Source organism: Nocardia sp. NPDC058633 (assembly GCF_042717045.1).
GTDB lineage: Bacteria > Actinomycetota > Actinomycetes > Mycobacteriales > Mycobacteriaceae > Nocardia.
In genome coordinates this window covers 80,411-103,197 of the sequence record NZ_JBHXRA010000018.1, presented here as the reverse complement: position 1 = coordinate 103,197, position 22,787 = coordinate 80,411, and the positions used below count along the sequence as shown (strand labels likewise).

General features: G+C 66.2%; 20 protein-coding genes and 1 riboswitch. Of the genes, 9 read left to right on the top strand and 11 right to left on the bottom strand.

The window, feature by feature from the left end; genetic code table 11:
* Positions 1-49: 49 nt before the first annotated feature.
* The 4 genes from gndA to ACFWUR_RS23380 form a co-directional block, all read right to left on the bottom strand.
* Entirely contained in the window at positions 50-1,495 is a 1,446-nt protein-coding gene (gndA, locus tag ACFWUR_RS23395; protein ID WP_378909576.1) for an NADP-dependent phosphogluconate dehydrogenase, read from the bottom strand.
* Positions 1,496-1,618: 123 nt separating this feature from the next.
* Positions 1,619-2,059, bottom strand: a complete 441-nt coding sequence (locus tag ACFWUR_RS23390) for a hypothetical protein (RefSeq protein WP_378909574.1) — start codon at positions 2,057-2,059, stop codon at positions 1,619-1,621.
* A gap of 183 nt (positions 2,060-2,242) precedes the next feature.
* A complete protein-coding gene (locus ACFWUR_RS23385; protein WP_378909573.1) occupies positions 2,243-2,566 on the bottom strand; it encodes a nuclear transport factor 2 family protein in 324 nt (107 codons plus the stop codon).
* A gap of 39 nt (positions 2,567-2,605) precedes the next feature.
* A complete protein-coding gene (locus ACFWUR_RS23380; protein WP_378909571.1) occupies positions 2,606-3,304 on the bottom strand; it encodes an SDR family oxidoreductase in 699 nt (232 codons plus the stop codon).
* 220 nt (positions 3,305-3,524) lie between these two features.
* On the opposite strand from ACFWUR_RS23380, the gene ACFWUR_RS23375 reads away from it, so the two are divergent.
* Positions 3,525-4,385 carry a LysR substrate-binding domain-containing protein gene (locus ACFWUR_RS23375; RefSeq protein WP_378909570.1) on the top strand — a complete coding sequence of 287 codons (861 nt, stop codon included), beginning with the start codon at positions 3,525-3,527 and terminating at the stop codon, positions 4,383-4,385.
* A 72-nt stretch (positions 4,386-4,457) separates the two neighbouring features.
* On the opposite strand, the gene ACFWUR_RS23370 is transcribed toward ACFWUR_RS23375, so the two are convergent.
* The 3 genes from ACFWUR_RS23370 to ACFWUR_RS23360 form a co-directional block, all read right to left on the bottom strand.
* Positions 4,458-5,063, bottom strand: a complete 606-nt coding sequence (locus ACFWUR_RS23370; RefSeq protein ID WP_378909569.1) for a TetR/AcrR family transcriptional regulator — start codon at positions 5,061-5,063, stop codon at positions 4,458-4,460.
* Positions 5,060-6,841, bottom strand: a complete 1,782-nt coding sequence (locus tag ACFWUR_RS23365) for an amidohydrolase family protein (protein WP_378909568.1) — start codon at positions 6,839-6,841, stop codon at positions 5,060-5,062. The genes ACFWUR_RS23370 and ACFWUR_RS23365 overlap by 4 nt, the downstream gene beginning before the upstream one ends.
* A gap of 107 nt (positions 6,842-6,948) precedes the next feature.
* Positions 6,949-7,560 carry a TetR/AcrR family transcriptional regulator gene (locus ACFWUR_RS23360; protein ID WP_378909567.1) on the bottom strand — a complete coding sequence of 204 codons (612 nt, stop codon included), beginning with the start codon at positions 7,558-7,560 and terminating at the stop codon, positions 6,949-6,951.
* Between the two features lie 125 nt (positions 7,561-7,685).
* Between ACFWUR_RS23360 and ACFWUR_RS23355 the strand changes: the two genes are divergently transcribed.
* Complete coding sequence (locus tag ACFWUR_RS23355) at positions 7,686-8,705, top strand: crotonase/enoyl-CoA hydratase family protein (RefSeq protein ID WP_378909566.1); 1,020 nt, start codon at positions 7,686-7,688, stop codon at positions 8,703-8,705.
* Between the two features lie 95 nt (positions 8,706-8,800).
* Here ACFWUR_RS23355 and ACFWUR_RS23350 read toward each other — a convergent pair whose 3' ends face one another.
* Positions 8,801-10,222 (bottom strand): DUF2254 domain-containing protein, encoded by a 1,422-nt coding sequence (locus ACFWUR_RS23350; RefSeq protein WP_378909565.1) that lies wholly within the window; start codon positions 10,220-10,222, stop codon positions 8,801-8,803.
* Between the two features lie 465 nt (positions 10,223-10,687).
* Between ACFWUR_RS23350 and ACFWUR_RS23345 the strand changes: the two genes are divergently transcribed.
* The 6 genes from ACFWUR_RS23345 (at position 10,688) to ACFWUR_RS23320 (ending at position 18,811) form a co-directional block, all read left to right on the top strand.
* Entirely contained in the window at positions 10,688-11,329 is a 642-nt protein-coding gene (locus ACFWUR_RS23345; protein WP_378909563.1) for a TetR/AcrR family transcriptional regulator, read from the top strand.
* Between the two features lie 111 nt (positions 11,330-11,440).
* Positions 11,441-11,531: riboswitch (glycine riboswitch) on the top strand.
* A 163-nt stretch (positions 11,532-11,694) separates the two neighbouring features.
* Complete coding sequence (gene gcvP, locus ACFWUR_RS23340; protein ID WP_378909562.1) at positions 11,695-14,607, top strand: aminomethyl-transferring glycine dehydrogenase; 2,913 nt, start codon at positions 11,695-11,697, stop codon at positions 14,605-14,607.
* Positions 14,604-15,716 carry a glycine cleavage system aminomethyltransferase GcvT gene (gcvT, locus tag ACFWUR_RS23335; protein ID WP_378909561.1) on the top strand — a complete coding sequence of 371 codons (1,113 nt, stop codon included), beginning with the start codon at positions 14,604-14,606 and terminating at the stop codon, positions 15,714-15,716. The genes gcvP and gcvT overlap by 4 nt, the downstream gene beginning before the upstream one ends.
* 38 nt (positions 15,717-15,754) lie before the next feature.
* On the top strand, positions 15,755-16,159 hold the full coding sequence (gcvH, locus tag ACFWUR_RS23330; RefSeq protein ID WP_378909560.1) for a glycine cleavage system protein GcvH: 405 nt from the start codon (positions 15,755-15,757) through the stop codon (positions 16,157-16,159).
* The gene (gene glyA, locus ACFWUR_RS23325; protein ID WP_378909558.1) at positions 16,156-17,424 is read left to right on the top strand and encodes a serine hydroxymethyltransferase; all 1,269 of its coding nucleotides are present in this window, start codon (positions 16,156-16,158) and stop codon (positions 17,422-17,424) included. Before gcvH ends, glyA begins: the two co-directional genes overlap by 4 nt.
* 4 nt (positions 17,425-17,428) lie before the next feature.
* Entirely contained in the window at positions 17,429-18,811 is a 1,383-nt protein-coding gene (locus ACFWUR_RS23320; protein WP_378909557.1) for an L-serine ammonia-lyase, read from the top strand.
* A gap of 17 nt (positions 18,812-18,828) precedes the next feature.
* Here the strand turns inward: ACFWUR_RS23320 and ACFWUR_RS23315 are convergent, their stop codons facing one another.
* Together ACFWUR_RS23315 and ACFWUR_RS23310 are read right to left on the bottom strand one after the other, a co-directional pair.
* A complete protein-coding gene (locus tag ACFWUR_RS23315) occupies positions 18,829-19,281 on the bottom strand; it encodes a pyridoxamine 5'-phosphate oxidase family protein (protein ID WP_378909555.1) in 453 nt (150 codons plus the stop codon).
* A 146-nt stretch (positions 19,282-19,427) separates the two neighbouring features.
* Positions 19,428-20,159, bottom strand: coding sequence for a VTT domain-containing protein (locus tag ACFWUR_RS23310; protein WP_378909554.1), 732 nt, complete (start codon positions 20,157-20,159; stop codon positions 19,428-19,430).
* Between the two features lie 386 nt (positions 20,160-20,545).
* Between ACFWUR_RS23310 and ACFWUR_RS23305 the strand changes: the two genes are divergently transcribed.
* Positions 20,546-20,968, top strand: coding sequence for a hypothetical protein (locus tag ACFWUR_RS23305; RefSeq protein WP_378909552.1), 423 nt, complete (start codon positions 20,546-20,548; stop codon positions 20,966-20,968).
* A gap of 43 nt (positions 20,969-21,011) precedes the next feature.
* On the opposite strand, the gene ACFWUR_RS23300 is transcribed toward ACFWUR_RS23305, so the two are convergent.
* Entirely contained in the window at positions 21,012-22,733 is a 1,722-nt protein-coding gene (locus tag ACFWUR_RS23300) for an ABC transporter ATP-binding protein (protein WP_378909551.1), read from the bottom strand.
* Positions 22,734-22,787: the final 54 nt, after the last annotated feature.

The window sequence follows — 22,787 nt, the reverse complement described above, 5'->3', positions numbered from 1 at the left end:
ACCGATGTCGGCCCGAGGCCGTCGCGGCACGCACCGCCGGAGCCGGCGCTCAGTCCGCGGCCACCTCGCTGCGGTCACCGCTCCACAGCGTGTGGAATTTGCCGTCTGCGTCGATGCGCTCATAGGTGTGTGCACCGAAGAAATCGCGCTGGCCCTGGGTCAGGGCGGCCGGCAGCCGCTGCGCGCGCAGGGCGTCGTAGTAGGACAGCGAGGACGCGAACGCCGGGACCGGGATGCCGAGCAGGGTGGCGGTGGACACCACGCGCCGCCAGCTGTCGATCGCCGTCTCGATCGCCTCGCGGAAGTACGGGGCCAGGATCAGGCTCGGCAGGGCGGGGTCCTGCTCGTAGGCTTCCTTGATCCGGTTCAGGAACCGAGCCCGGATGATGCAGCCGCCGCGCCAGATCGTCGCCAGGTCACCGGGGCGCAGATCCCAACCGTATTCGGCGCTGCCCGCGGCGATCTGGTCGAAGCCCTGTGCGTAGGCGACGACCTTCGAGGCGTACAGCGCCTGTCGGATGTCCTCGGTGAACTGCTCGACATCGGTGGGCTTGTCGACGAGCGTGCCCGACGCCAGACCCACCGCGGCTTTGCGCTGGGCGCGCGAACCCGACAACGCCCTGGCGAAGACCGCCTCCGCGATGCCGGTCACCGGAACGCCCAGGTCGAGCGCGGACTTGACTGTCCAGCGACCGGTGCCTTTCTGCTCGGCGGCGTCGACGATCACGTCGACCAGCGGCTTGCCTGTCTTCGCGTCGACCTGCGCGAGCACCTCGGCGGTGATCTCCACCAGGTAGCTCTCCAGGTCTCCGGAGTTCCACTGGGTGAACACGTCCGCGATCTGCCCGGCATCGAAACCGAGCGCGTCGCGGAACAGGTGGTAGGCCTCGCCGATCAACTGCATATCGGCGTATTCGATGCCGTTGTGCACCATTTTGACGAAGTGCCCGGAACCGTCGGGGCCGATGTGGGTGCAGCACGGTGTGCCGTCGACCTGCGCCGCGATCGACTCGAGCAGCGGGCCGAGCGACTCGTAGGACTCCTTCGGTCCACCCGGCATGATGGCCGGGCCATTGAGCGCACCCTCCTCGCCACCGGAGATGCCGGCCCCGACGAAGTTGAGACCGCGCTCGCTCAGGGCGGCCTCGCGCCGGATCGTGTCGGTGTAGAGGGCGTTGCCGCCGTCGATGATGATGTCGCCCGGCTCCATCACGGCGGCCAGTTCCTCGATGACGGTGTCGGTCGCCTCGCCTGCCTTGACCATGATCAACACTCGCCGCGGCTTCTCCAGCGCCGCGACGAACTCCTCGACGGTCTCGGTGCGGACGAAATCGCCGTCACCGCTGTGCTCGGCGAGCAGCGCGTCGGTTTTGGCCACGGAGCGGTTGTGCAGCGCGACGGTGTAACCGTGCTTGGCGAAGTTGCGGGCGATATTGCTACCCATCACGGCCAGCCCGGTGACACCGATGTGCGCACGCGCGGTAGAGGTCGACATTGATCAGCTCTCTTCGTTCGACGGATTCTCTCCGGCCAAGCTACTGGGTGCCCGGACCGGAATCTCGCACGGCCTCGAGCCTTCCGCACGTGTCGGCGACACCGCAGAACCGAAAGCTCCGGACTAGCTGTCCGGTCCGGCCTCGTGTCCAGAACGACCATGGGAGCGGCGGTCTTCTTTCATCTCGGCCTCGTACACGTGGGTACGCCCGTCGAGGAGTTCGTCGCGGATCTCACGCTCGATCTGGCGGAACTGCGCGTAGTAGCCCTCGTCGTATTCCTCCACGATCTGGAAGGTCCACCGGCCGGGCAGCACATTGCGGCCGACCAGCGCGGCGGCCAGCTTCTCGGCGAGCTGCCGATGACCGGCGTCGCGCAACATGTCCACCGCCTCACCGAGAGCGAGATCGGCTCCGCCGGTGAGCTGGTGGAAGTCGTAGAGGTGCCCGCGAGCACGTTCGGTCGTCTCCAACGCCTCCGACAGCTTGCCGACGGCCGCCACCGTCGAAGAGCTGACCCCGGCGGGCCGCCGATGCCTTTCGGCAGGCTGATCATTGTCGGTCATCGCCCGAGGCTATCGCTGATCGGGCGATGCCGGCCGACGACGCGACGCTGCCGCGGGAAACCACCGGATGAACCGGCCAGGCCGAGGCAGCCGAGGGTCACCGACCACCACGTCAAATGGCAGTGGCCTGTGCGGGCGTGGCCGAGGTTCCGCGATCGCAGCGTTCGACATCGGCGGCCCGGATCAAGCGCGAATATTCATCCTGGACAGCGCATTTCCATCGACAACGAAGGTAAAGGTGCTCGGGCCGTTGAAGCCGTTTCCGCCCACCTGCGCGGTGAGAACCGTCTCGGAACCGGCGCTCTCGAAATCGAGGACAGACAGGGTTACCTGCTTACCGATGAATTCGGCCTCGCTCCAACTGCCTATCTCGGCGGAACCGGTGAACTCCCGGCCCCAATCGTCCACGACCCCGTTATCGGTAAATCCTCCGAGAAAGGACTCGATGTCCCCGTTGTTGGTTGCCTCGATCAGGCGAGCGATAGGTGCGGGTAGCGCGGTTGTCATCGTATTCCTCCTCGAGTCGGTTGGCTGAGCAGGCAGTGTTCAGCGGGTAGTGTAGCCGCCGTTGGCGAAGATGGTCTGTCCGGTGATCCACCAACCCTCGTCCGCGAGAAAGCGGACGATCGGGACGATATCTTCGATCTGAGTCAGCTGATTCTTCATCGCTTGAGACTTGTGGAACTCGACCCGTTCCGGTGTTTCCTGGCCATAGAAGAAGGGTGTGTCCATCGGGCCGGGGGCGATGTTGTTGACCGAGATTCCGCGAGCGCCGAATTCCTTCGCCGCGGCCCGGGTGAAGTGCTCGACCGGGCTCTTTCCGCCGGCGTAGGTCGAATATCCGTCGGTGAACGCCGCGAGCAGAGCGGTGACAACGGTAATGACCTTGCCGTCGTCCTCGAGGCGCTTGCCGGCTTCCTTGATGAAGAAGTAGGCGGCCTTGGAGTTGACGTCGAGCATCGAGTCATAATCTTCTTCGGAAGTCTCCACAATAGGTTTGCGCAGCACCTTTCCGACAGTGTTGATCGCGATATCGACGCTGCCGAAGGCATCGATCGCGGTGTCGAAGAGACGCTCGACATTGGCCACCCGAGTCAGGTCCGCCTGAAACTTCACGGCCTTGGCTCCCGCGGCCTCGACTGCGGCCACGGTCTTGTCCGCGTCGATTTCGGTGCTGTCGCTGTTGTAGTGGACGGCGATGTTCACGCCTTGGGCAGCGAGGGTGGTGCTGATGAGCCCACCCAAGTTCTTGGCGCCCGCTGCGACGATCGCGGACTTCCCCTGCAGTGATTTCGACATGCTTGCTCCTGTCATCGACTTCCTGTGACACCCACACTATGAACGCCACCCACAAATGAATAGCTAAACATCTTGGTAGACTCACAAGAATTGGTTGTGCATTCGGGAGGAGCAGTCGGTGGAGGCGGATGGCACGGCGGAACTCGGGGCGCGAACAACCCCACCCATGGACCTTCGCCGCCTGGCGCAGTTCGTCGCCGCCGCAGACCACGGGAGCCTCACCGGTGCGGCCCGTGCACTGTTCATGACTCAACAAGCGATGAGCAGCGCGATGCGCCGACTGGAGGACGAGATCGGCGCCGAACTCTTCACCCGGCAGGGGCGAAATGTGATCCTCACCCCCGCCGGGCACAAACTACGAGAGGGTGCCACAGCCCTGTTGGCAGCATCGGGATCGCTCGCCGCTGCCGCTCGCAGGGCAGCGGAGAGCGAAGTGCCGGCATTCATCGTCGGCCACACCCCCGCGATCACCTCCGAGGAAGTATTCGACCTGATCGCACCGGTGCGCCGGGCGAGGCCGAAGGTCTCGATCACCGTTCGCCAGATGTTCCTCGACGAAATCGAACGTGCCCTGATCGATCGCACCGTCGACGTCGGACTGCGTCGCGGCGTGAGTACCCCCACCGATCTCGCCGCCGCGGTCCTCGGCTACGACAGGCTTCGACTCGCAGTCGATTCCGCGCACCCGCTCGCGAAGCGCCGGTCACTGACGTTGTCGCACATCGCGGACTCGACCCTGATCGTGTGGGCACCGCCGATGCGTTCCTTCTACACCGATTTTCTTGTTTCCTCCTGTCGTCGAGCAGGATTCGAGCCCACCCTGGTGGTGAACCCGGTGCAAGGAACACCTCCGGTCACCGCGGTGGCGGGGAACGACTTCGTCGCTCTGGTCACCGCACCGGCCGGACCGGCACTGGGAGGTCGGGTGACGGTACTGGACTTGACAGACGCCCCGTTGGTGCCGGTCCAAGCGATCTGGTTGCCCCACACCATCTCTGCCGAGCGCAGCGCGCTTTTGGATGGATGATCGGTTCGGCTCGACGCGCGATCACGAACCGCAGGCCGATCGTTCACCCACCGATCGACACCGCCCAACTTGTCACGCGCTGACGAATTCCTGGTTCGGAGCACCGACGCGCAGCAGGTTCGCGATCATTGTCAGCCGCAGCTCGTCTTGCTCGGGGTGCGGATGGACCACGGCAGCGAGCGCTTCTCCGTCGAGGAGGTAGACGACGCTGAAGATGACCGTGTCCAAGAGCTCCGGATCGATAGTGGCCGCGAACGGCAACGTCCTCGCCAGCTGGGCGATCTGCTCGTGGTATCGAACGGTGAACGGCGTCAGCTGTGCGCGCAGCGCCGAGTCGCTACGGGCGGCGATGAGCAGCTCGTACCATGCCCCGTTGATCGGGGCACGGCATGCCGCTCGCAGCAGTGCGAGGCAATGGTCGATGGAATCGGTGCCGAGTCCGCTCAGTCCGGCGCGGAATTCGGCGAACTGCCGAGCACGGACCTCTTCCGCCGCGGCCACCAACAGCTCGAGTCGCGTGGGGAAATGACGGAACAGCGCACCGGAGGATACTCCTGCCCGTGCGACGATCTCGCTGATCGTGGTTGCGGCATAACCCTTTTCGCACAGAGATTCGATGGTGGCATCGATCAGATTGCGGATGGTTTCGGTACGGCGTTGCTGCTGGGTTCGGCTCACACGTTCACCGTGGCAGAAACGGAGCCGTCGGTAGCCCGCAGGTACCGTCCGGCACGTTCGGAGACGCCGAACCACGGCGCGAACTGCCCATCGCGAAAGACAACTTTGCCGCCGATCAACGTCGCCGTCACTGCCCGATCATTTCGGTTGACCATCCGGCTGAGCCCGCCGAATTCGGGCATGATCTCCTCGTGATAGGCGGTGACGTCGTCGTCGAGGCCCTCGGGATCGATGATCACCACATCCGCGCGGCCACCGAGTCGCAGATGCCCGGCGTCGACGCCGTAGAAATCCCCGAGCTCGCCGGTGAGCTTGTGCACCGCCTTCTCGACGCTCATGAACGGTTTCCGTTCGCCTCGAGCACTGTTCACACGATGGAGCAGCCGCAGACCGAAGTTGTAGAAGGCCATATTGCGCAGATGCGCACCCGCGTCGGAGAATCCGACGGTCACTCCGGGCGCGTTGATCAGTCGATCCATGGTCCGGGGTCGATTGTTGGCGATGGTGGTGTGCCAGCGCAGTGCGCGGCCGTGCTCGACGACCAGATCGAGGAAGGCGTCAACGACGTGGATGTCGCGAGATCTCGCGACATCCGCGACAGTCTTGCCCACGATCGTGCTGTCGGGGCATTCGGTGATCCGCGCGTCCGCGAAGTCGCGGTGCCAGACCCGTGAGCTGAACTTCTTCTCGAAGTCGGCGCGGAACCACCGCCGATACGCTTCGTCGGACAGAAGTTCGTTGCGCTCCAACTCGTCTCGCAGGTGCAACGCCGCCCGACCGGAGCCGAACTCTTCGAACACCACCAGATCGATGCCGTCGGAGTAGACGTCGAAAGGCGTGGGCAGATGCTGCCACCGGAACCGGCCTCGGCCCGGCCCGTTGACAAGGGCCGCGATCGGCCCGAAGATCCGATGGATCCACGGCGACGCCTTGGGATCGGCGGCGGCCAACAGCGACACCTTCAACGACTCACGTCCGAGTCCTGTTGCGGCACCGAGGAAGAAGATCATGTCGTATTTGGTATTGAGATTCGGGATGCTCTGCAACAGTCGTCCTCGCTTGCGCAGGATCTTGTGCAACCCACGGAACTCGCTCCACCTGGCATACGACGACGGCAGCGACCTCGAACGATATCGATCACCATCCAGTTTGTCCCACGGATTGGTCATCGTGGACATACCGAGCATTCCCGCGTCCAGGGCTTCGTCCAATGCCCGCGCCATCGCCCGGAATTCCGCACCGGTGGGCTTGTGGTGACGATCGGTCGACCGGTCGAGTCCCATGACGTGCGCGCGCAGGTCCGAGTGCCCCACCAGCAACGCGACATTCGGTCCCAGTGGTAGCCGTTCGAGGTTTTCGATGTACTCCTGGGGCCGCGACCATGTCTTCGCGGTATCGATGGCTTTGAGGACGTGATCGCGCGGCAACGCCTCCACGCGCGAGAACAGATCGGCGATGTCGACAGCGGTGCTGTAGATGGTCGACAGCGAGCAGTTGCCGAGCATCACCGTGGTGACGCCGTGTCGGACGGACTCGTTGAGGCCGGGGCTGACGAGAACCTCGGCGTCGTAATGGGTGTGGACGTCGACGAAGCCGGGCATCACCCACTGGCCCGTGGCGTCGACGACTTCTCGCGCAGTGGTGGGATCGAGCGGTTCCGCGGAGAGCGCACTGACGACACCGTCGCGAATCCCCACGTGGCGCACGACGCCAGGGCCGCCACCGCCGTCGTAAACCGTGCCGCCGCTGATGATTACGTCGAAGAGGTGGGAGTTCATGTGACCTCCGTCATAGATTGCCCGTACGCTAACTTAGATAGCGAGTGGTCGCAACCTTTTTGCTCCTGATGCCGAGGTCACGAAAAGGCTCGGCATCCACGCGGTCGCTATTCGGTCGAGCTGCCCGAGCCGAGTGAGAGCATGGTTCTGACGGTGTCGGCCCAGTGCCCGATCGTGCGGTCCGCCGCTCTTTCCGACCCGTGGACCACCCGGGCGATCGCCAGCCCGCGCACCATGGTGATGGTGAGATCGCGAACGATCGGGTAGCGCGGATGCGCGGCGATGTCGGGGCCGAACAGCTCGTCCACGACGCGGTACAAGTCGCGCCCGGCTTTGCGTTCGGCGGTGACCAGAACGGCCGCGAGTGCCGAGTCGGTGCGCGCCGCCGCCCACAATTCGAACTCCGCCTGCGCCGGGGGGCGAGTCATGGTTTCGTGCAACGCCCTCAGCGCACGTTCGACCGGGTCGATCGCCCCGCCGATCCGCTCGGCGGTTTCACGAGCAGCGGCCTCGTTGAGTTGGACGAGATTGGCCACGAGAGCCTGCGTCAGGTCCTGCATCGTCGGGAAGTGATGCAGCAGCGCGCCTCGACTCACGTCGGCAGCCTTCTGGACCGCGACCGTCGTGAGCGCGGCGTATCCGCGCTCGACCAGCAGGTTCGTCGCGACCTCGAGGATGCGGGCCCGGGTGGCCTGCCGCTGTTCGTCGCGTGCGGTCATGCACCGACATTTTCACAGTCAGCCTTGACTGTCAAAGCTTCGATAGGTCAAGCTTCGGTGGACACCCATTCGGCGACGGCAATTTCCGCTGGTGCCCGATCTGGGACGAATCGAAGGGAAATACCGTGTCCGACGAGCACTCACACGCAGGCACCCGCCCCGCCGACTGGTACGAGAACTGGACCGAGGTCGCGGACTCGCCGTGGCAGGACCGCCCCGCACCCGACTCCGAGCACGAGTACTCGACCCTGACCTACGAACGGGATGGTCGAATCGCGCGGATCACGTTCAATCGCCCGGACAAGGGCAACTCGATCACCCCGCAGACGCCGCGCGACCTCACCCACGCCGTCGAGCGAGCCGACCTGGACCCGCGAGTACACGTGATCCTGGTCAGCGGGCGGGGCAAAGGGTTCTGCGGCGGTTACGACCTGGGCATGTTCGCGGAGACGGGGTTCGCCACCGGCGACGGTCCCGACGACGTCACCGGCACCATGTTGGACCCGGTGGTGAACGCGGCCAACCACAACCCGTGGGGCACGTGGGACCCGATGATCGACTACGCGATGATGAGCCGCTGCAACAAGGGCTTTTCCAGCCTGTTGCACGCGAACAAGCCGACGGTGGCGAAGCTGCACGGCTTCGCTGTCGCGGGCGGCACCGACATCGCGCTGTTCAGCGATCAGATCATCTGCGCCGACGACACCAAGATCGGCTATCCGCCTACCCGCACCTGGGGCATCCCGGCCGCCGGAATGTGGGCACACCGTCTCGGCGACGCGCGCGCCAAACGGCTGTTGTTCACCGGCGACAGCATCAGCGGCAAGCAGGCCGCCGAATGGGGACTGGCGGTGGAGTCCTGCCCGGCCGAGGAACTCGACGAACGCACCGAGGCGCTGGTCGAGCGGATCGCCCGGATGCCGGTCAACCAGCTGATGATGGCCAAGCTGGCGCTCAACTCGGCATTGCTGGCCCAGGGCGTGGCCAACTCCGGCATGATCAGCACCGTTTTCGACGGTATCTCGCGCCACACCAGGGAGGGCTATGCCTTCCAATTGCGTGCCGCCACTGTCGGTTTCCGGGAAGCGGTCCGTGAACGCGACGAACCTTACGGCGACTACAAACGCGCCCAGTTCGACCGCTGACCTACGCAACGGTTGTCGGCTGAACGCGAGCATGTCGCGCACCGCGACCGAGCCTGAGCCCGGCGGGAGCGGGAGGCGGCAAACGTCCGGTAACCTCACAGTTGCCGCTGCGCCGCCTGTGCCAGCTGCCTCAGATGGTCGCGTTCGGTCGAGTCGAAATCTTGGGCCTGACCGATCCTCTCGATGCGGGCGAGTTGGTCACCGATCGCTCGCCGAATCACCGGGTCGCGCGCAACAGACAAAAGCTCACTCAGCATCGTTATCAAGCTGGCAAGGATCGTTGGATCATGAGCACCGTATCGTTTGGGTTGCGTGCAGACGAGGTCGAGCAAATCCTGGAAATCTGGATAGGCCGAATACAGGCGAGCGGTGCCGCTGTCGTCGTAAAAAGTCTTCGGCCCCAGCTGGTATCGCAGGAGGTCACACAAAACCACGGTCGCCGAGTGGATACCATGGCTCGCGGTCGAGGGGTCATTGATACTCGGAGACAACGCGCGGATGATTACGTCGGTCAACTGCTGCAACCCGTATCCGATATCTTGCGTAGCCGTGCGTTCTGCACCGTAGCTCAACGCTCGAGAAACCTCGTCGTCGAGACGTTCGACGGATTCTGCAGTGAAGGTACCGGTCCCCGCGGGCCAACAGTACGCCACGACGGTGCGGGCAACGACTGGATCACCGGTACGGCAGCGCACGAACAACACCGCGTCCGCTTCGATCGCGGCAGCTAGCAGTACCTCTTCGTCGACTTCGACGAGATATCCCGACGCCCGGGCCTCAATTCCTGTTCGCTGCCGAGGTATTGTCGGAGCGCCGATGGATTGATCGTCCTCGCCGCACGGCTCCAGAAGGTGACGGGCGTTGTCCATGGATTCGGACGCGACGTGGTCGAGCATTGTCTCTATTCGAATCTGCCGCACCAGGTGGCCGAGAAATACGACCAATCCCAACACGCTGACCATGGCGAGGACATACGCCACTGTCACCGAGATCTGTGGGACGAACTCGACACCGCCGTCGTCGCCACTGCGGACCCCGCGCAGGACGGTGAGTGCGTATGCGAACGTCGCGAGAAACAAGGCCAGGGTGCGCTGGACAAACCGGTCGGAGGAAAAGGAACGCAACAACCTGGGTGAATACTGGCTGCTGGCCAACTGCATCGTGACCAGTGTCAGCGAAAACGTCAGAGAGGTCACCGTGATGAGCGAGGTCGCGATGGTGCCGAGCACTTCTCGCGCAGCATCCGCACCGCCCCCGAACAAGTACTCGGTGAGGGACTCGGGAAGGCGACCGTTCAGCCGACTGTCCAGTGCGGGAAGGGCTATGCCGGCAAGGATCGCTGCGACCACTCCCACCAGGGGCACCGGCCACAACCGGGCGCGAAGTACCTCAGCGATGAATCCACGGCGGCGCTTGACCGTCGCTACGGCCGCGCGACTACGTTTGCCCCTTCCACTGCCCACACTGCGCTCCCGCCATTCGAGGCAACACCGGCGAATTTCATACTGAAAGACCATATCGGCCAGTCACCTACGGAATATCGACCACAGTCGATATTCGCATGCCGAGCGCTGTTCCCCGCAGGGAAATGCGCAAGAGCACCGCAGTCGTTATGGGCGATCGGCGACTTGCACATGCCCCCGGCGACGACGTCGATGCCGATACCAGCACTGTCGGTGATCGCTCACGTGAGCTTTCGGTAGACAGCGCGCAGCAACGGTCCGACCAGCGCGCGGGGTGCACGGGGCGGCGACGCAGCGGTCCGACCGCGGCGCGTCCGGGGTGATCGATCTGCACGACCATGACCGACCCTTCGCGCGATCCCGCTCGCGCCCAGTTGCCACCGGCCCGCGATGGCGGTCGCCCTCTTGGAACCGATGGGGGCAAAAGCTACAGTAAATGTAGCTACAGTATGCGTATTATTTGCCGAGGCGCTGCCCGATGTCAAGCAGTCCTGCGATACGGAGAGGTGGTCAGCGACCATGGCCGAACGACGAAACCGCGCTTACGCACCGCGAATGGCGCCGGAGCAGCGGCGCGAACAGCTGCTCGACGCCGTCTTGCGTGTCATCGTCGACCACGGTGTCCACAAGGTGTCCATCGACACCGTGGCGCGGGCGGCCGACGTCAGCCGCCCGGTCATCTACGGCCTGTTCACCGATTCCGACCAACTGCTGCGCGCCTCACTCGACCGAGAGGAGACCGCGGCACTGGCACAGATGGCGCGGGCAGTGCCTGTCGCCGGCACAGGTGATCCGGCCGCGGCGATATCGGAAAGCCTCGAACACTTCCTCACCGCTGTACTGGCCGCGCCCGACCGCTGGCGAGCCGTCTTCCTCATCGCCGACGCCAGCACCCCCGCCTTCCGCGACCGATTCGACCGCGGAAGGCAGGCCTTCATCGCCGCACTCACCACGTTCGTCCGGGAATCCTGCCCACCGGACCGACTGCCCACCCTCGATGTCGAACTCACCGCCCGCACCCTGTACGCGCTGTTCCGGGAAGCAGGTCGCCTCGTGCTCGCCGACCCAGAAGCCTTCCCACCACAGCGCATTCGCGACTACGCCGACACCCTCGTCCCAGCCCTGCCTGCCTTTCGCGCGGATTCGGCAGCACGAACGTAATTCGCTGCGGGACAAGGCTGTACGGCAGCCCGCTCATCGGCCGTGTGGGCTACGGGAGACAAACCGGCGGCGCGTGTGTACTGTTTGGCCAACCACAACTGAAGACGCCGTTGACGCGCAGCGGGAGAACCTCCTTTTCGGAGGCGCCGTAGGAGCAAGCCCTCCCCAGGAATCTCTCAGGCCCCAGTACCGCAGCGCAGAGGCAACTCTGGAGAAAGAATCGGCCGCACGGTCGGTACTTACCGAAGGTGAAGAGCGCGCCGCGCACGCGGTACGCCCAAACTCTCAGGTTTCAGGACAGAGCGGGGAGGTCCCCTTTGTCGATGTCCGGCGCGTGCCGGACTCTACGAAACCGGAGTCTCCTCATGTCCGCGCAGTCCCCTCTCACGCTGTCTGGCGTGCCTTTCACCAGCGATTTTCCGTCACGCCATATCGGTCCAGACGCTGCGGCCACCCAGCGCATGCTCAGCGCGCTCGGGTACGACACGCTCGATCAGCTCATCGACGCCGCGGTCCCCGACCGGATTCGCAGTTCACAGCCCCTGGATCTGCCCGTGGCGCGGAGCGAGCAGCAGGTGCTCGCCGACCTTCGGGCTCTCTCGGAGCGCAACGAGACCCGCGTGCAGATGATCGGCCTCGGCTACTCCGACACCATCACCCCCGCGGTCCTGCGCCGCAACATGCTCGAATCGCCTGCCTGGTACACGGCGTACACCCCCTATCAGCCGGAGATCTCCCAGGGCCGGCTGGAGGCGCTGCTGACGTTTCAGACCGTCATCGAGGACCTGACCGCCCTGCCCTTGGCCGGCGCATCGCTGCTGGACGAGGCCACCGCGGTGATGGAGGCGGTCCTGCTGATGCGGCGCGCGAACAAGACGAAAGCCCGCACCAACCGGGTCGTCGTCGACTCCGACTGCCTGCCGCAGACGCTGGCCGTCGTCCTGGGTCGAGCGAAGGCGGTGGGCATCGACGTCGTGGTCACCGACTTCTCCGACGGACTCCCCGACGATGACCTGTTCGGTGTCGTGTTCCAGGCTCCCGGCGCGAGCGGGGCGGTGCGCGAGCTGGCCCCACTCATCGCGGCCGCCAAGGAGCGCGGTGCGCTCACGACGGTCGCGGCCGACCTGCTGTCGTTGACGCTGCTGACCCCGCCCGGGGAGCAGGGGGCCGACATCGCGGTGGGGTCCGCCCAGCGTTTCGGTGTGCCGCTCTTCTTCGGTGGGCCGCACGCCGGCTACATGGCGGTGCGCAGCGGACTCGAGCGGATGCTTCCCGGTCGGCTCGTCGGGGTGTCTGTCGACATCGACGGCAAGCCCGCCTACCGACTCGCGCTGCAGACCCGCGAACAGCACATCCGGCGCGACAAGGCGACCAGCAACATCTGCACGGCGCAGGCACTGCTCGCCAACGTCGCCGCGATGTACGCCGCCTATCACGGCCCGGAAGGTTTGCGCGCCATAGCGACTCGGGTGCACGGACACGCGACCGCGATCGCGGGCGGTCTGCGCGCGGCCGGGCACTCGGTAGTCCACGACAGCTTCTTCGACACCGTGCTGGTACGCGTTGCGGCCGGGGCGCGCGAGATCGTGGATCGCGCCGACCGCGACGGCATCAACCTGAGGCAGGTCGACGCGGACCACGTCGCGATCGCCTGCGACGAGTGCACCACCGACGAGATCGTGGGCCGTGTCCTGTCCGCGTTCGACGCCGGAGTCCAGGCAAGCACGGTCTCGGGATTGCCGCGGTCTCTGCTGCGAACGTCGGACTATTTGCGGCACAACGTGTTCCACGAGCACCGCTCCGAGACAGCGATGCTGCGCTTCCTGCGGTCGCTGTCGGACAAGGACCTCGCTCTCGACCGCACCATGATCCCGCTGGGATCGTGCACGATGAAGCTCAACTCGGCGGTCGAGATGGAGCCGATCAGCTGGCCCGGGTTCGCGTCGATCCACCCGTTCGCCCCGGTCGAGCAGACCGGCGGCTACCTGCAGCTCGTCGACGAGCTCGAGCGGTGGCTGAGCGAGATCACCGGCTACGACCGAGTCTCGCTGCAGCCCAACGCCGGATCCCAGGGCGAGCTCGCCGGTCTGCTGGCCATCAAGGGCTACCACGACAGCCTCGGGCAACTCGGCCGCGACATCTGTCTCATCCCGCAATCCGCGCACGGCACCAACGCGGCGTCCGCGGTGCTGGCAGGCATGCGGGTGGTGGTGGTCGCGACGGCGGACAACGGCAACATCGACCTCGACGATCTACGCGCCAAGATCGCCGCCCATCGGGGCGCGCTCGCCGCGATCATGCTCACCTACCCCTCCACGCACGGGGTGTACGAGAACGACGTGCGGACGGTGTGCGATCTCGTGCACGAGGCAGGCGGCCAGGTGTACGTCGACGGCGCCAACCTCAACGCTCTCGTCGGACTGGCCCAGCCAGGGAAGTTCGGGGGCGACGTGTCACACCTGAACCTGCACAAGACCTTCTGCATCCCGCACGGCGGCGGCGGTCCGGGTGTGGGTCCGGTCGCGGTGCGCGAACACCTGGCGCCATACCTGCCAGGTAACCCGCTCGGCGGCGACCAGCTCGGCGCCCCGGTGTCGGCTGCGAACTACGGGTCCGCCGGAATCCTGCCGATCACCTGGGCCTACATCGCACTGATGGGCCCGCAGGGATTGACGGAGGCCACCAGGGCTGCGGTGCTCGCGGCCAACTACGTCGCGAAGGCGCTCGACGCGCACTTCCCCGTCCTGTACACCGGGCCCGCCGGTTTGGTGGCGCACGAGTGCATCCTCGACCTGCGCCCGATCACGACGGCGACCGGCGTGACCGCCGAGGACGTGGCAAAGCGATTGATCGACTACGGTTTTCACGCACCCACCCTGTCTTTCCCCGTCAACGGCACGCTGATGGTGGAGCCGACCGAATCCGAGGATCTGGCCGAGCTCGACCGCTTCGTCGAGGCGATGATCTCGATCCGCCGCGAGATCGATCTGGTCGGCGCGGGCGTCTGGCCGCTCGAGCGCAGCCCGCTCCGTCAGGCCCCGCACACCGCGGAACAGGTCACCGCGGACGACTGGGATCTGCCCTACCCGCGACACCTCGCCGCCTACCCCGTCGCGTCGCTGCGCGGTGCCAAGTACTGGCCTCCGGTGCGCCGCATCGACGGCGTCCACGGCGACCGTAACCTCGTCTGCTCGTGCCCCGCCCCCGAGGCCTTCGACAACACCACCGACAACAACACTCCAGCCATCGCCGAGACGCCCGCGGAGGCCTTCGCATGACCATCACCACGACGCCCGCATCCCCTCTGCTCGGCGAACACCGCACGCTCGGCGCACAGTTCACCGACTTCGCCGGCTACCAGATGCCACTGAAATACGACAGCGAACTCGCCGAACACCACGCGGTCCGCACAACCGCCGGACTGTTCGACCTCTCGCACATGGGTGAGATCGAGGTGAGCGGACCCGAGTCGGGCGCGATGCTGGATTACGCCCTGGTCGGCGAACTCTCGAAGATCGGTGTGGGCCGGGCCAAGTACTCGCTGCTCTGCAACACCGATGGCGGAGTCGTCGACGACCTCGTCGTCTACCGGCTCGCCGACGAGCACTTCCTCGTAGTCGCCAACGCCGCGAACACCGCGGCGGTGTCCCGTGAACTGGCGGCACGCGTCGAGGGATTCTCCGCCACAGTTCACGACCGATCCTCGGAAACCGCGCTGATCGCGATCCAGGGACCCGCCGCCCAGGACATCGTGCAGTCCCTCGCTCCCCTTCAGCAGGAGAAGGTGGCGGAGTTGAGGTATTACGCGGTCACACCCGCGGCGGTCGCCGGCATCGACGTTCTCCTCGCCCGCACCGGATATACCGGAGAGGACGGCTTCGAGCTGTATGTGCCCAACGACCAGTCCGTGCGGTTGTGGCGCGCCCTGCTCGACGCCACTGTGGCCCGAGGCGGTGTCCCCGCGGGCCTCGCCTGCCGCGACACGCTGCGGCTCGAGGCCGGAATGGCGCTGTACGGCCACGAACTGACCCTGGCCACGAACCCGTACGAGGCCGGGCTCGGCAGGGTGGTCCGGCTGAACAAGGATTTCGTCGGCCGCGACGCGCTGCAGACATTGTCGGATCGAGCCCCGCAGCGGGTGCTCGTCGGCATCGCCGGCACCGGCCGCCGGGCCGCTCGCGCCGATTACACGCTGTTCGACGCGGCCGGGGACTCGCCGATCGGCATCGTCACGTCGGGCGCGCTGTCGCCGACGCTCGGGCATCCGGTCGCACTGGCATTCGTGGACGTGGCCTTCCGCGAACCCGGCACCGAACTGACGGTCGATATCCGTGGCAAGAAGGAACCGTTCGTGGTCACCCCTTCGCCGTTCTACCGCCGCTCCTGAACATCCCCGCTCACGCCAGCCTTGGAAGAGGTACCACCATGTCTTCAGCGACTTTCCCCGACGACCGCAGCTACACCGACGACCACGAGTGGGTCTCGATCGCGCCGGGCGCCACGCTGCCCGACGAGCCCGTCCGCGTCGGCATCACCTCACTCGCCGTCGACTCGCTCGGCGAGCTCGTTTTCATCGATCTGCCGGAGGTCGGCGCGACCATCGTCGTCGGCGAACCCTGCGGCGAGGTCGAATCCACGAAAACCGTCTCCGAGTTGTACCCGCCGGTGAGCGGCCGGGTCACGCTGATCAACACCGCCGCCGTCGAGGACCCTGGCTTGGTCACGTCCGACCCCTACGGCGAGGGCTGGCTGTTCGCGGTCCAGCCCTCCGCTGTCGGGGATCTGCTCACCGCGGCCGAATACGCCGAGAAGACCGGAGCGCAGGCATGAGCATTCTGGACCGCGACCTCGCGGACTTCGATCCGGAGGTCGCCGCACTGATCGGCAAGGAACTCGAGCGTCAGCGCGTCGGCCTCGAGATGATCGCCTCGGAGAATCACGCGCCGCTCGCGGTGATGCAGGCGCAGGGTTCGGTGCTGACCAACAAGTACGCCGAGGGGTACCCCGGGCGGCGCTACTACGGCGGGTGCGAGCATGTCGACTCCATCGAGCAGCTCGCCATCGATCGCGTCAAGGCGCTGTTCGCCGCCGAATACGCCAACGTGCAACCGCATTCCGGTGCCACCGCGAACGCGGCGGTGATGCACGCGCTGATCAAGCCGGGTGACACGATCCTCGGGCTGGCCCTCGCCGACGGCGGCCACCTCACCCACGGCATGCGCCTGAACTTCTCGGGCAAGCTCTACAACGTGGCGGCCTACGGGGTGTCCGAGCACGACCACCTCATCGACATGGACAAGGTGGCCGCGGCGGCCCGCGAGCATCGGCCGCAGCTGATCATCGCCGGCTGGTCGGCGTACCCGCGCCAGTTGGACTTCGCCGAATTCCGGCGGATCGCCGACGAGGTCGGCGCCTATCTGATGGTCGACATGGCCCACTTCGCCGGCCTGGTCGCCACCGGATTGCACCCCTCGCCCGTACCGCACGCGCATGTCGTGACGTCGACGACGCACAAGACCCTCGGCGGACCCCGTGGCGGAATCATTCTGACCAACGACGCGGCCATCGCGAAGAAGATCAACTCCGCCGTTTTCCCCGGCCAGCAGGGTGGACCGCTCGAACACGTGATCGCCGGTAAGGCAACCGCTTTCAAGATGGCCGCCGAACCGGAGTTCGCCGATCGCCAGGAACGCTGTCTCGCCGGGGCGAAGGTGCTCGCCGAGCGGCTCAGCCGCCCCGACGTCAAGGGGGCCGGAATCAGCGTCCTCACCGGCGGCACGGATGTGCACCTCGTCCTCGTCGACCTGCGCGATGCCGGAATCGACGGTCAGCAGGCCGAGAACCGGCTCGACGCGATCGGCATCACCGTCAACCGCAACGCCGTTCCGTTCGATCCGCGGCCGCCGATGGTGACCTCCGGCCTGCGCATCGGCACTCCGGCACTCGCGGCACGTGGTTTCGGCCCGGACGACTTCGCCGCGGTCGCCGACCTGATCGCCCAGGCCCTCGTCGCGCCACCCGACGCGGACCCGTCCGGGTTGGCCGCCCAGGTCCGGGCGCTGGCGGACAAGTACCCGCTCTACCCCGGCCTGTAATCCCATGGCCATCAGTGTGTTCGACCTGTTCTCGATCGGTATCGGGCCCTCGAGCTCGCATACTGTCGGGCCGATGCGGGCGGCGGGACTGTTCGTCGACGACCTCGCCGCCGTCGGCCTGCTCGAGGACGTCGCCGGTGTCCGAGTCGATCTGTACGGATCGCTCGCGGCCACCGGCGCGGGCCACGGCACGATGGCGGCGATCCTCCTCGGACTCGAGGGGTACCGACCCGAGACCATCGCCACCGAGGAGATGGAGACGCGGCTGACCGAGATGCGGGTGAGTCGGCGGATTCGCCTGGCCGGGACGACGGATATTCCGCTCGCCGAGGACGAGATGGTGCTGCATCCGTTGACGGCGCTGGACTTCCACCCCAACGGCATGGCTCTCACCGCCATCGGTGTAGACGGTCGTGAACTGCGTACCGAGACCTATTACTCGATCGGCGGCGGGTTCGTCGTCACCGGCGCCGAACCGAAGGTGCCCGTCGGAGTCGTCGAGAACGCGTTGTCGTTCGGGTCCGCTCGTGAACTACTCGACCTCTCCGAGCGCTACGGGCTCACCATCGGCGAGATCATGCTCGAACACGAACGCACCCTGCGGCCCGAGCCGGAGATCCGGGCACGACTGCTCCACATTCGAGACGTGATGGTCGAGTGCAGGCAACGTGGGATCAGCCGGGAGGGCTACCTGCCCGGCGCACTGCGGGTGCGCCGGCGCGCCCGCGACTGGTACGAGCGGCTGAACCTCGAAGATCCCGACCGCGATCCCGGCTTCGCCGAGGACTGGGTGAACCTGGTGGCTCTGGCCGTCAACGAGGAGAACGCCTCCGGCGGCAGGATCGTCACCGCTCCCACCAACGGCGCCGCCGGCATCATTCCGGCGGTGCTGCACTACGCGCTGCACTACACCCCCACCGGAAAGTCCGATCCGGACGGCACGGCGGTGCGGTTCCTCCTGACGGCGGGAGCCATCGGTTCCCTGTACAAGGAACGAGCCTCGATCTCCGGCGCCGAGGTGGGCTGCCAGGGTGAGGTGGGATCCGCCGCGTCCATGGCCGCCGCCGGACTCGCCGAAATCCTCGGCGGTAGCGCTGAACAGGTGGAGAACGCGGCCGAGATCGCGATGGAGCACAGTCTCGGCCTGACGTGTGATCCCATCGGGGGTCTGGTGCAGATCCCCTGCATCGAACGCAACGCCATCTCGGCGGGCAAGGCGATCAACGCCGCCCGGATGGCACTGCGCGGCGACGGCACCCACCGCGTCAGCCTGGACGAGGTGATCGAGACAATGCGGTCCACCGGCGTCGACATGAGCTCCAAGTACAAGGAAACCTCCACCGGCGGCCTCGCCGTCAACGTGGCGGTGAACCTCGTCGAATGCTGAAGTGCCGAGCCGGCCGCTCAGCGCCTCCGGGTGACCTTTACACCGGTGCCGGGATGCCAGTGCTGAATGACTAGCAGCTCTGTGGCCGCGTCGACGTAGGTGAGAACCGCGCCGGTGAGGTCGAGCCGGAAGTCGTGGACACCCGGGGGCGATCCGAAGGCTGCCTGTGCCGGTCCGGTGATCTCGACTGCGACGCCCATGACCTTGGCGTCGCCGTCGCCGTCGCCGTCGCCGGGATGGGAGTGGATGGCGCACCGCCCGTCGCGCCGCAGGTCGGCTGCCTTCATAGCGTTGGGCATAGAACCGAACATCAGGTCGGGTCCGATGAACTCCACCTCCGAGGCGCTCACGCGCGGGGCGCCGTCGCGGCGCAGTGTGGCCAGCACATGGGTCTTGTACGCGTCGAACCGGGACCTCACGCGGGCGGCCAACTCGGGCGCCTCGCTCGCGAACTGCTGCCATGTCGCCATGGAAGACAGGATGACACCGCCCCCCTGACAGGTCCTGTCAGGTTTTCCGCGCCGATCGAGTTCCGCTCACACAGGCAAGCGCCGCCGCCACGCGGTGGAAGCGGGTGCTCGCCGCCCCGGCGCCTGCCTGTCCACCGACGAGTGGCTTACCGCGACTCTGTGGAGTGGACACTTTCGTTGGCATCGGCACTGTCCACCGCAGGATCGGACGCGCGGTCGGCTCGCCTGCTGCCGAGTACGCGTTTGGCGACCTCGATGACAATCGGCAGGACCGAGACAGCGACGATGAGCAGGAAGATGAGATCGATGTTGTCACGGACCATCTTGATCTGGCCGAGGAGAAAACCCAGGTAGGTGACGCCGGCGCCCCACAGCACGCCGCCGATGATGTTGTACATCGCGAAAGTCCGGTACCGCATGCCGGACGCACCCGCGACGACCGGTGCGAAGGTCCGCACGATCGGCACGAACCGGGCCAGCACGATGGTGATCGGCCCGTGCTTGACGAAGAAGGCATGCGACTCGTCGATGTAGCGCTTCTTGAAGAACCGAGCGTCGTCGCTCTTGAACAACGCGGTGCCGCCGCGCGCACCGATCACGTACCCGACCTGGTCACCGAGGATCGCGGCGATCGGGACCAGCACCAACAAGACCCCGATCGGCGCGAACGGAGCGATCTCGGTGGACTTCGACGCCGCGATCAAGCCCGCGGTGAACAGCAGCGAGTCGCCGGGCAACAAGGGGAACAGCAGCCCCGACTCGATGAACACCACCGCGAGGAGACCCGCGAGCATCCAGGTGCCGAAAGAGTTGAGCAGGTTCACCGGGTCCAGAAAACCCGGCAGCAACGCCAGATTCGTGGTCACCTGACTGGCCATGGGGTACATCATCATTGGTGGGCTACCTACCTGAACTCAGCGATCAGAAGCGGACACGTGCGGCACGGGCATGGGGATGGTCGGCAGGTTCATGTGCTGCCCGCCGACCATTTCAGGCCCCACTGTAGTCGCGATCGACGGCTCGATCGCCGGTGAGGTAACCGACCTCGCACTGCACTGCCCAACCTCGCTCCGCGGCTGATCACGGGCGGCTTCGGCGATCACCGGGGACCCGCCCAGTCGGAGTACGCCACTGCCAGAACCGATGGTCAAGCCCTGGGTTCTCGGGGTACCAGCCCCGCGCAGATTGTGGAACGCTACCGATTCACGCGGTTCCCGGTCGAGCTCCGGGGCTGACCACACCGAGACGAAGGACCACCGAACCCATGCGAATCGCAGGACTGACCGCCCTCGCGGCGGGCGCACTGATCTTCCCGGCCGTCCTGGCTCCCGCTGCCTCGGCGGAGGTGGAGGACATCACCATCTCCGCCTGGGGCAACAGCGAAGTACCCGTCGCCTGCGATTATGTGGGCGCCAACTGCAGTGTCATGGCCCGGATGTTCGGCTCCGACTACGCCCTGCCCGCCACCGTGACGATCAACGGCAGCGAGCTCGATTCGCCCGAGCGCCTCGACTACCCGGACCGGCAGCGCAGCGCTGTCCGCGGCACCTGGCGCCCGCCGGCCAAGGGTACGTACACGATCGTGGCCACTCAGGGCTCCTCCACCAAGACCCTCGTCGTCGAGATCACCGGAGACGCCCAGCTCGGCAGTGGCTCGGCGGGACTGTTGCCCAGCGGTTCCAGCTGACCGAGGAGCGCGGGCGCGACCATGGCCGACACCGGACGCGCGCCTACGCGAATCCACCGGCGCGGACCATCCGCGCGTAGAGATCGTCGGCGCGCATCAATTCCTCGTGCGTCCCGACCGCCCGTACGCTGCCGTCTTCCATCACCACGATCCGATCGGCGTGCCGCACGGTCGACAAGCGGTGAGCGATCGTGACGACGGCGTGGGTGCGCGCCCGCACGGCGATCGCTTCGACAATCGATGCCTCGGTCAAGGTGTCGATCTGTGAGGTCGCTTCGTCGAGAAGCAGCACGTCGGCGTCACCGAGCATCGCGCGTGCCATCGCGATCCGTTGCCGCTGCCCGCCCGAGAGGTCGGTGTCGCGAACGTGGGTGTCCAGGCCTTTCGGCTGGGCCGCGACGACCGAATCGAGGCGGAGAAGGCGAAGAACCTCGGCTACCTCCTCATGGGTGGCATCGTGGCGCAGGAACCGCAGGTTGTCGCTCAATGTGCCCGGCACCAACGGCGACTCCTGCTCGACGTAGGCGATCCGCGCACGAACTTCCGACATGGTCAGGTTCCGGTACGCCACGCCGCCCACTGAGATGGACCCGGTGTCGGGTTCGACGAATCGCAGGATCGTCGAGAACACCGTCGTCTTGCCCGCGCCGGACGGCCCAACGATGGCCGTGTGGCCCGTCGCGGGAATCCGCAGCGTCAATCCCCGCAACGCGTGCGGTGCGTCGGGTGCGTAGCGGACGGTGACGTCGTCGAAACGCACGGCCGCGTCGGGCTCGGCGGTCGTCGCCTGCGCAGGCTCGTGCGCCACGTCCGCTTCGGAGTGCAGCGTCTCCATCTCCCGGATCCGCATGGCGGCCGCGATACCCGACTGCATGGCCGTGATGTGGGTGGTCAGTTCTTGGATCGGTCCCATCAACGTGAACGCGTACAGCAGGAACGCGATCAGCGTCGAGACGGTCAGCGAACCGTTGTCGACGCGCCAGGCGCCGATGGCCAGGATCGCGATGATGGCGCCCTGCACACCGGTCCACGCGACGGTCCATGCCGTGGCCGAGACGCGCACCGACTCGATCGCGTGTGTCCGCGCGTTGCGGGCGTCGGCGCCGATCAACGTGGCGATGCGGTGCTCGGCGCGTGCCGCCTTGACGGTGCGCACCGAACGCAGGCTGCCTTCCAGCACTCCGCCGAGGCGGCCGAGCGATTCCTGAGTTTGCGCGTCCGCCTTGGCGATTCGCGGCATGAGCGTTGCGAACAGCATGCCGACGACGACGATGGCGAGCACAGTGACGCCGAGGAGCATCATGTCGAGCACCCCCATGAGGATCACGGTGCCCACCGTCAGGAAGGTGGCGTTGATGATGCCGATCACCGCCGACGACGCGGCCTCCTTCAGCAGCAAGGTGTCGGCCGTGACGCGCGTGACCAGCTCGCCGGTGGGCCGCGCCTGCACCGACGGAACCGTCGCACCGAGCAGTCGTCCGACGAGCGTCGTGCGCGCGTCGAAGACGATGTTCTCGGCGACGGTGCCGAGCAGGATCCAGTAGCCCCAGCCGAGTGCGGCGCCGATGACGAGCAGCACCAACAGGGCGACGGTCGGGCCCGTGATCGACGCGCCCGTGCCGAGCGCGTCGAGGATCGATTTGGTCACCATCGGCGTCGCCATCACCGTCGCGGAACTGCCGAGGGCGAGGACGAGCCCCATCAACAGGGTGCGTGTGTGCGGTCGGGCATAACCGATCAGGACACCCAGGTTCGACAGGGTCATCGGTGGAGCGGTTGCGGTGGGAGGCGCTGTCGTCGTCACCCCTCAATGGAACAG